General features: G+C 77.1%; 5 protein-coding genes. 3 read left to right on the top strand and 2 right to left on the bottom strand.

Annotated elements, in window-relative coordinates; genetic code table 11:
- Positions 1-287 precede the first annotated feature (287 nt).
- Positions 288-2,426: a restriction endonuclease gene (locus tag ACFXAM_RS37320; protein ID WP_380298217.1), complete on the bottom strand. Its 2,139-nt coding sequence runs from the start codon at positions 2,424-2,426 to the stop codon at positions 288-290.
- 141 nt (positions 2,427-2,567) lie between these two features.
- Complete coding sequence (locus tag ACFXAM_RS37315) at positions 2,568-3,245, bottom strand: maleylpyruvate isomerase N-terminal domain-containing protein (protein WP_380298215.1); 678 nt, start codon at positions 3,243-3,245, stop codon at positions 2,568-2,570.
- 121 nt (positions 3,246-3,366) lie between these two features.
- Between ACFXAM_RS37315 and ACFXAM_RS37310 the strand changes: the two genes are divergently transcribed.
- From ACFXAM_RS37310 to ACFXAM_RS37300, 3 genes are all read left to right on the top strand, one after another.
- A complete protein-coding gene (locus ACFXAM_RS37310) occupies positions 3,367-4,746 on the top strand; it encodes a rhodanese-like domain-containing protein (protein WP_380298214.1) in 1,380 nt (459 codons plus the stop codon).
- Positions 4,747-4,973: 227 nt separating this feature from the next.
- Positions 4,974-5,729 carry a sulfite exporter TauE/SafE family protein gene (locus tag ACFXAM_RS37305; RefSeq protein ID WP_380298213.1) on the top strand — a complete coding sequence of 252 codons (756 nt, stop codon included), beginning with the start codon at positions 4,974-4,976 and terminating at the stop codon, positions 5,727-5,729.
- 40 nt (positions 5,730-5,769) lie between these two features.
- Positions 5,770-6,113 (top strand): rhodanese-like domain-containing protein (locus ACFXAM_RS37300; RefSeq protein ID WP_380298212.1); only part of this gene is annotated, 344 nt, incomplete at its 3' end.

The raw sequence follows: 6,113 nt of genomic DNA, 5'->3' as shown, positions 1-6,113 counted from the left end.
GTCGAGGGCGACGACGCGGGTCTCCCCCTCCCCGTAGACCTTGTTCAGGCCGGTGGCGCGGGCGGCCGCCCGGCCGGTGCGGACGGCGGTTGCGGGCATCGTCACGGGGAGACTCCTGAGGGTGCGGAACGGAAATCGGAAGATCGTCTTCCCATCCATTCTCGCAACCGGTTCGTGTCCGGTTTGTCGCCCCCGGGTACACGGGCCCCCCGCCGACCCGGCGGTCCGGCGGGGGGTCATCTCCTCCTCAGGTATGACACCCGACCCTGAGATCCGTGCTGCGACGGCTACTCCACCGCGACGCCCCAGCGCACCGCGAGCCCGGCGAGACCGTCCTCCACCGGCGTCCCGCCCGGCGTGAACCGCCAGACGCCGCCGCGCCGCCGGAAGGACCCGAGGACCATCGCGCTCTGCGACACCCCGCCGGTGGCCGCCTCCCACGCGGCGGGACCGTCGGCGTCCGGGCCGAACGCGCCCGTCAGCGCCAGCCCGTGCACATAGCCGAGCGGCAGCACCGGCGGCTCCTCCTCCTCGGTGGACACCGCCACCACCACCTCGTCCACGCCCGGCGCCAGCCGCCCCGGCTCCAGGGTGAGTTCGGCGCGGCGGACCGGTTCGCCCGGCACCGAGCGGGTGGGGTGCAGCCGGACCGCGCCCTGCGGGTCCTGCGGGTTGTTGAAGAACACGAAGTGCTCGTCGTCCAGCACCCGGCCGTCGGCGCACAGGAAGGCCGAGACGTCCAGCTCGACCGGGTCGCCGCCGGCCGTGCGGCTGCGCCACGACAGCGCCAGGGTGGTCGTCGCGGGCGCGGTCCGGGCGGTCCCCGCCGCCGGCCCGCCGCCGTTCGTCCGCTCGCCCAGCCGCCCGCGCAGCCCCTGCTCCGCCAGCAGCTCCACCAGCTCGGGACCGCTCACCAGGGTCAGCGGCTTGTTGCGGATGTACTCGTAGGAGCCGGGCCCGAAGCCCGCGGTGGTCACCAGGATGCCCTTGATCGCGCCGTGGTGGCGCACCGTCGAGTCCAGGTCGCGCACCGCGGTGGGGGAGACCGTCGAACGGTAGCGCTTGGCCTGGATGACGATCCGTCCGCCGGTCACCGGATCGAGGTCCTCGGCGACCACGTCCACCCCGGCGTCGCCGCTGCGCGCCGTCGTCATCACCCGGAAGCCGCGCAGCCGGAACAGCTCGGCGATCAGCTCCTCGAACTCGATCGGGTCCATCGCGAAGAGGTCCGGGTCGTCCTCGCCGCCCTGCCCCGCCACGCTGCCGCCGACCGTCTCCGGCAGCCGGTCCGGCCGCACCTCGTCCAGCCGCTCGGGGCGTGCCGACAGCACCCCGCCCAGGCCCTGGAAGCACTCCACCGCCGCCACCCGGTCCAGCGCCAGCCCGGCGAACTCGCCCCGGTCGACCGTCACGGTGGTGAGGAACCGCTCCGCCTCCCGGCCGGTCGCCGGGTCGATGCCGCGGACGAAGCCGTTGAGCACCACCGAGGCCAGCAGCCCGTCCCCGTCCGCCCGGTAGAGCTCGGTCACCACCCGCAGCGCCGTCTGCGCCAGCACCTCGCGGTACAGCGCCTTGCGTTCGGTCGCCGGGCGGGCCACCTCGGCCTCCCGGTCGTCCGACTTCACGTACCGCACCCGGGCCGTCGCCGGGACCACGTCGGCGCCCGGCAGCTCCCAGTTCACCACCAGCTGGCGGCTGGACGCCTCCCAGGCCGCCACCAGCCGGTGCGGGAAGCCCTCCGGCCAGCCCGCCGAGGCGTACAGCACGGCGGTGAAGTACTCCTGCACCGCCTCCGCCTCGCCGGCCCGCAGCCGGCGCAGCAACTCCTCCGTCCGGGCGGCCCGTTGCTCGTCCTCCCGGCGGCACCGGGCCACCCACTCCAGGTACTGCCCGTGGTACTCGGCCAGCCGCCGCTGCCGGTCCGCCTCCGCCGCCTGCGCCGCGTACCAGTCCTGCTCGAAGCGGGCCCGGGCCTGCGCCACGTACTGCTCGTACTGCCGCCACACCCCGGGATTGCGGGCCTGCACCGGGTCCGGCGGCGGCACCTGGTAGCGGGACTGGTCCGGCATCGGCACCGGCTCGCCGAGGCGCCCCGGCTCGAACGGCGGCACCGGGCGCGGGGCCAGCAGGCTCTGCGCCCGGAACGCCGCCCCGCCCAGCCCGGCCGCCAGCAGGCCGCGCAACTCCTCCACCCGGGCGTCCAGTTCGGCCGTCCGCCGGGCCGCCTCGGCCTCCCTGGCCTGCTGGTACGCCTTCTGCGCCTCGCGCTCGGTGCGGGCCGCGGCCTTCTGCGCCTCGCGCTGCTCCCGCTCCCGCCGGCGCAGCTCGGCGGCCTCGGCGCGCCACCGGGCCTCCTCCCGGCGCTGCTCCTGTCGCTGCGCCTCCGCCCAGACCGCCAGCACCCCGTCGTTCCGCCGCCCCGCCACGTCCACCCCTTCGTTCCACCGCCGGTCCGCCGCGGCGTCCGCCTCCCGGCCGCGCCGCCGCCGCGCCGCCACAATAGAACGTGTACCGGGGGAGTGCGCAAAGGCCCTGCGACCTGCGGCGTCGACGGGGGTGAGGCGGCGTCAGGCCCGGGCGCCGGGCTCCCGCACCTCCGCGTACCAGCGCCAGCCGGTGCGCGGCGGGCGGCCCGGCAGCGCGGTGCGGCCGGTGGCCCAGAGCAGGGTCGGCCAGGGCCCGGCGCCGGGATCGGCCGGCACGTCCGGGAAGAGCCGGGCGAGGGTGCGGCGGCAGACCTCGGCGGGCGGCTCCCAGGGCAGCCCGAGCCCCTCGGCGACGTCGTGCAGGTGGACCAGTACCTCCACCAGGCTCATCGCCACGAACCCCGCCGGGTCGGCGAGCCCCCAGGGGTGGAAGGCACGGACCTCGGGCGTCCTGGTCCGCGCGACGGCGACCATCAGCCCGCCGCTCGCCTCCAGGACCTCCAGCAGGCCCTCGGGGCCGTCCTCGCGCCGGGCGAAGACGAAGCTGTTCGGGCCGCCGGGGAACGGGCGCCGGGCGAGGAAGGGGACGTAGCGGTCGCGGGGCGGGTGCTCCGGGCCGAGCTGGGCGGCGTAGGCGAGCAGGTCGTCGGCGAGGTGTTCGACGGTGCTCCAGCAGTCCCAGTCGACGGCGCCGGCCGGGCGGGACCAGTCGGCGTCGGCGGGGGCCGCGCGCAGCGTGTCCACCGCGAGGCGGAGCACGGCGGCCAGGTCGTCGGGGGTCACGGGGCCGGGCGCGGGCGTGGGGTCGGTGGTGATCATGCACGGGACCGTATCCGGTCCGCCGGACTTCGCCCAGCGATGCCCCTGGGGGTATCTCTGCTACAGTCGATGGCAGAGGGAAGATACCCCCGGGGGTAAGGGCTCAGAGAAGGAGGGGCACGTGTTCTTCGTCGACACCCTGGAGATCGAGGGCCTCGGCAACCGCAGCTACCTGGCCGGCGGTCCGGGCGGAGCGGTCGTCGTCGACCCGCCGCGCGACATCGACCAGGTCATCGCCGCGGCCGCCCGCCGGGGCGTGCGCATCGCCTACGTCGCGGAGACGCACGTCCACAACGACTACGTCACCGGCGGCCTCGAACTCGCCCGGGTCACCGGCGCGCACTACCTCGTCCCCGCCGACGCCGCCGTCTCCTACCGGCGGGTGCTCGTCCACGACGGCGACGACTTCGACGTCGACCCCGCGGCCGGCCTCACCCTGCGGGCCGTCGCCACCCCCGGCCACACCCCGCACCACACCTCCTACGTGCTCGCCGAGGCGGGCCACCCGGTCGCCGCGTTCACCGGCGGCTCGCTGCTGATCGGCACCGTCGGCCGCCCCGACCTGGTCGAACCCCGCCTCACCGAGGACCTCGCCCGCGCCCAGCACGCCTCCGCCCACCGGCTCGCCGACGGCCTCGCCGACGACGTGGCCGTGCTGCCCACCCACGGCTTCGGCAGCTTCTGCTCCGCCGGGCAGAGCGCCGGCACGGCCACCACCATCGGCGCCGAGCGGCACCGCAACGAGGCCCTGGTCAAGGACGTCGACACCTTCGTCGCCGACCTGCTCGCCGGGCTCGACGACATCCCCGCCTACTACGCCCACATGGGGCCGCTCAACGCCGCCGGCCCCGCCCCGGTCGACCTCACCCCGCCCGCCCCGGCCGACGCCGCCGAACTCGCCCGCCGCCTCGCCGCCGGCGAGTGGGTCGTCGACCTGCGCGCCCGCACCGCCTTCGCGGCCGGGCACCTCGCGGGCTCGTTCAACATCGAGGCCGAGGGGCAGCTGGCCACCTACCTCGCGTGGCTGATCCCGTGGGGCAAGCCGGTCACCCTGCTCGCCGGGAGCCCCGAGCAGCTCGCCGCCGCGCAGCGCGAACTCGCCCGGGTCGGCATCGACCGCCCCGGCGCGGCCGCCACCGGCGGTCCGGAGAACTGGCTGCTGCCCGGCGAACGGCCGCGCGCCTTCCGCCGCGCCACCTTCGCCGACCTCGCCGCCGCGCTCGCGGCCGGCGACGGCGGCCCGGCCCCGGTCGTCCTCGACGTGCGCCGCGCCGCCGAACGCGCCGCCGCCCACCTCGACGGCACCCACCACATCCCGCTGCACCAGCTCCACCGTCGCAGCACCGAACTGCCGGACGGCCCCGTCTGGGTCCACTGCGCCGGCGGCATGCGGGCCGCCATCGCCGCCTCCCTGCTGGACGCGGCCGGGCGCGAGGTGATCGCCGTCGACGACGCCTTCACCTCCGCCCCCGAGGCCGGCCTCACCGTCGTGACCGGCTGACCTCCCCCCGGCACCGTCCCCAGCAGGAGCACCACCATGCACCACCACTCCTCCCCGTCCGTCCCGATCCATGCGCTCTGTATACGCACCGCCCCGGCGGTGTCCGATGCACCCGGTGCCCGCGGGCATGTCGCCGGGGTCCGGGGCCTGGGCACGGGTGTGCCCGGCGAACCGCCCCGCCCGGCCCTGCGGGTGACCGCGGCCGCCGCACTCCCCGGGGCGGTCCGATGACCACGCTGCTGCTGGCGCTCGCCGCCGGGGCGGTGGTCGGGCTGGTGCTCGGCGGGCTCGGCGGCGGTGGCGGCATCCTCGCCGTCCCCGCGCTGATCTACCTGCTCGGGCTCTCCCCGGCCGAAGCCAGCACCGCCGCCCTGCTGATCGTCCTCGCCACCTCGATCTCCGCGATCGTCGCCCACACCAGGGCCGGCACCATCCGCTGGCGCACCGCCCTCGCCTTCGCCGCCGCCGGGCTGCTCCCCGCCGCCCTCGCCGGCGCGGCCGCCGCCAGGCTGCCGCAGAGCGTGCTGACCGGCGCCTTCGCGCTGGTCGCCGCGCTCGCCGCGGTGCGGATGCTGCGCCCGGCCCGTCCGGCCCCGGCCGACGGACCGGCGCCCGGCGCCCGCCCCGGGCGGGCGGCCGCCTCCGGGGCCGGGCTCGGCGCCCTGACCGGCCTGCTCGGCGTCGGCGGCGGCTTCCTGGCGGTGCCGGCCCTGGTCGGCGCGGTCGGGCTGACCATGGAGGCCGCCGTCGGCACCAGCCTCCCGGTGATCGCCGTCAACGCCTCGGCCTCGCTGGTCACCCGGGGCGGCGGCGCGGCCGGACTCGACTGGGCGGTGATCGCCCCGTTCACCGCCGCCGCCGTCCTCGGCGCCTGGGACGGCAAGCGGCTCGCCGCCCGCCTCTCCGGGGCCGTCCTCCAGCGGATCTTCGCCGTGCTGCTGCTCGGCGTCGCCGCGGTGATGGGCGCCGACGCCCTGCTCTGACCCCTTTCCCCTTCCCTTTCCCCTCTCGCAAGGAGACCCCATGGCCACGCTCACCGAGATCACCCCGGCCGAGGCGCACCCGCGCCTCGCCGCGCTCACCGTCGTCGACGTCCGCAGCGCGGGCGAGTACGCCGCCGGACACGTCCCCGGCGCCCTGAACATCCCGCTCGACCAGCTCGACCGGGCCCTCCCGGCGCTGCGCACCGTCGCCGCGCGCGGCGAGCTGCTCATCGTCTGCGCCTCCGGCAACCGCTCGGGCCGGGCCTGCGAGTCGCTGGCCGCGGCCGGCATCCCGGCCGCCACCCTGGTCGGCGGCACCAGTGCCTGGGCGGCCGCCGGGCACGAGGTCGAGCGCCCCGAGGGCGCCCCGGCGCGGGCGCCGTG

This window comes from Kitasatospora sp. NPDC059462, assembly GCF_042749955.1.
Classification (GTDB): Bacteria; Actinomycetota; Actinomycetes; order Streptomycetales; family Streptomycetaceae; genus Kitasatospora.
The sequence above is the reverse complement of the archived record's forward strand: the minus strand, read 5'-3'. Positions and strand labels throughout refer to the sequence as shown.

What these genes read in the sequence shown, in the direction of transcription:
- ACFXAM_RS37315 (WP_380298215.1), bottom strand. Translation starts at nt 3,245, where the DNA reads ATGATCACCACCGACCCCACGCCCGCGCCCGGCCCCGTGACCCCCGAC.
- ACFXAM_RS37305 (WP_380298213.1), top strand. Translation starts at nt 4,974, where the DNA reads ATGACCACGCTGCTGCTGGCGCTCGCCGCCGGGGCGGTGGTCGGGCTG.